General features: G+C 50.5%; 2 protein-coding genes and 1 pseudogene. All 3 read left to right on the top strand.

Features of this window, described 5'->3' with window-relative positions; all coding sequences use genetic code 11:
* Positions 1–306: pseudogene (locus PPL9_RS33505) on the top strand (M17 family metallopeptidase); the annotation flags it as partial.
* A gap of 111 nt (positions 307–417) precedes the next feature.
* Positions 418–768 (top strand): MarR family transcriptional regulator, encoded by a 351-nt coding sequence (locus PPL9_RS18975; RefSeq protein WP_057464154.1) that lies wholly within the window; start codon positions 418–420, stop codon positions 766–768.
* 61 nt (positions 769–829) lie between these two features.
* Positions 830–1,699: an NlpC/P60 family protein gene (locus PPL9_RS18970; protein ID WP_057464153.1), complete on the top strand. Its 870-nt coding sequence runs from the start codon at positions 830–832 to the stop codon at positions 1,697–1,699.
* The last annotated feature ends 244 nt before the right edge of the window (positions 1,700–1,943 follow it).

The raw sequence follows: 1,943 nt of genomic DNA, 5'->3' as shown, positions 1-1,943 counted from the left end.
GAAACCATCGCTGTTCACAGTGAAGCCGTGAATGATCCTTTGTGGCGCCTGCCACTCTGGAAGCCATATAAGAAATACATCACCTCCAAAACAGCTGATCTGGCAAACATCAACACAAGCGGAGCAGGCTTTGCAGGCTCAATCACTGCAGCTTTGTTCCTTCAAAGATTCGTTGAAAACGCGGGTAGCTGGGTACATCTTGATATCTACGGTTGGACACCAATTGAGAAAGATTTCAGGACCCATGGCGGAGAAGCCCAAGCAATTCGGGCACTTTTTGACATGTTGAAGACCCGATTTGCCTAAGCAAAGTGCGGATTGCGCTGTCAAAATTACTTAATACCTCAATCTGGTAAGGGTCCCGAAATGATTTGCAGGCTAGGTTTTAGCCTGCAATAGGGATTAGGACGATAAAATATGCCCGTAGAGATCCGCCCGTCGCAGGCGCTTAAGCTATGGCATGATGTAGTGTTGGAATTGGTGCGCGCAGCAGATCAGGATTTGACTGCTCGCCAAATGTCTATTCTTTTAACTGTATATCTTGAGCCTCCACCACATACCGTGCGCGGACTTGCGCAAAAACTAGGGGTAACCAAGCCTGCAATTACGCGCGCATTGGATACCCTTGGAACAAACAAGCTACTTTCCAGAAAGCGTGATGAAAATGACCGCCGCAATGTCATTGTCACACGCACAGTTGCTGGGGCGCTGTATCTGGAACAGCTTGGCGATCTGGTCTCAGAAAAAGCTCAGGACCTTTCGCGTTGATCGAAAGGCGGAACCAAGACATTATCACTCCGCTATGCCATTTTGATTGGAGGGGCCTCATATGACTGCTCAACTTGACCGCCGTTTACATCCGGTAAGACCGGATTTGGCTTCCACTGACTATCGCGGCCAGGTGCAATCTGAGCGTTTTGTGGAGGGGACCGACTACTCTGTCAAAGCAGATAAGATTGAGCTACGTGCTCAGCCAGATGTTGCATGCGGAATCGATACTGAGCTGAATTTTGGCGAAACCTTTCGTGTATTTGAGACAACGCAAGAAGGGTGGTCTTGGGGACAGTTGCAAACAGACGGATATGTCGGCTGGCTGCCGACGAACGCGCTGGGGCCTGTTGAACAAGCAACGCACAGAGTGATTGCCCTGCGCACCTATCGCTACCCGGAAGCCGAAATGAAACGCCCAGCTCTGGGGCAGGTCTCCATGGGAGCACTGGTAAGCGTTGTGGGATATGAGACCAGGCGCGGGCTGGAGTTTGCACAGCTTGCCGATGGCTCGTTTATGGTCAAAAAACACTTGGTAGAGCAGACTGATAAAGCGGCCGACTGGGTGAAAGCAGCAGAAGCGATGGTTGGAACGCCATATCTTTGGGGTGGACGCTCTACTCTGGGGCTGGATTGCTCCGGCTTGATCCAACTTGCACTCCAGACAGGCGGTATAAATGCCCCACGTGACGCGGATATGCAGGAAGCCATGCTGGGCGAACAACTCGACCTCTCCAGTGGCCTGCCAGCTTTGCAGCGCGGCGACTTGATGTTCTGGAAGGGGCATGTGGGCGTAATGTCTGATTCTAAGACCTTGCTGCATGCCAACGGTTACACAATGACGGTCGCTTATGAAGGGCTTCAGGCAGCTCTTAAACGCATTGGCGAGAACGAATTTGGCCAGCTCACCTCTGTGAAGAGGCTAAGTTGAACCGATGTTTACCCGTGCTTAACCATAAAGCGCATTATCGGCATATCTGACCCGTCAATTCGCGCAAATTAGGTTTTCGTTCACTAAAATAATCGCACAAATAACTAGTAAAATTTAACAGTTATTCGGTGGGGTTTGCCGTGTTTTGGAAGCTGCAAAAACAGGTCTCTGACCGTTCGTCAAAAATTGCCTCTGTCGCAATCTCTACTGCGATGATCGCAGGCATCTCCGCTACCTCAATCAC

The organism is Pseudovibrio sp. POLY-S9 (genome assembly GCF_001431305.1).
Lineage (GTDB): Bacteria > Pseudomonadota > Alphaproteobacteria > Rhizobiales > Stappiaceae > Pseudovibrio.
The sequence above is the reverse complement of the archived record's forward strand: the minus strand, read 5'-3'. Positions and strand labels throughout refer to the sequence as shown.